Annotated in this window: 1 protein-coding gene; it reads left to right on the forward strand. The window is 64.0% G+C overall.

Translation table 11 applies throughout. From position 1 onward, the window contains the following. Positions 1-286: glutathione S-transferase C-terminal domain-containing protein (locus OXR00_RS19620; RefSeq protein ID WP_267389913.1), on the forward strand; the 286-nt coding region annotated here is incomplete at both ends.

Here is a 286-nt window from a genome sequence, read left to right on the forward strand (position 1 = left end):
AATCGTCACCGCCTTCCACGTCCTGCACCAGGGCCTCGGGCCCAAGCTGGAGCTGACGCACAATCCTGCATGGGGTGAGCATTCGCGCAAGGTGGCGCTTGCGCATGCAGCACTGGTCAACCGGCATTTTGCCGACGGGCGGGCGTGGCTGCTCGGCGGAGACCAACCGACCTTCTCGGACATCACGCTGGCCACTGCGATCGCGTTTTCCAAATACCCGGTGAACGCCACCCCGCTGGACGAGCGTTTTGAGCATATCGACGCGTTCTGGCGGCGGTGGCAGACT

The organism is Sphingomonas sp. GC_Shp_3, from assembly GCF_026540945.1.
Lineage (GTDB): Bacteria > Pseudomonadota > Alphaproteobacteria > Sphingomonadales > Sphingomonadaceae > Sphingomonas.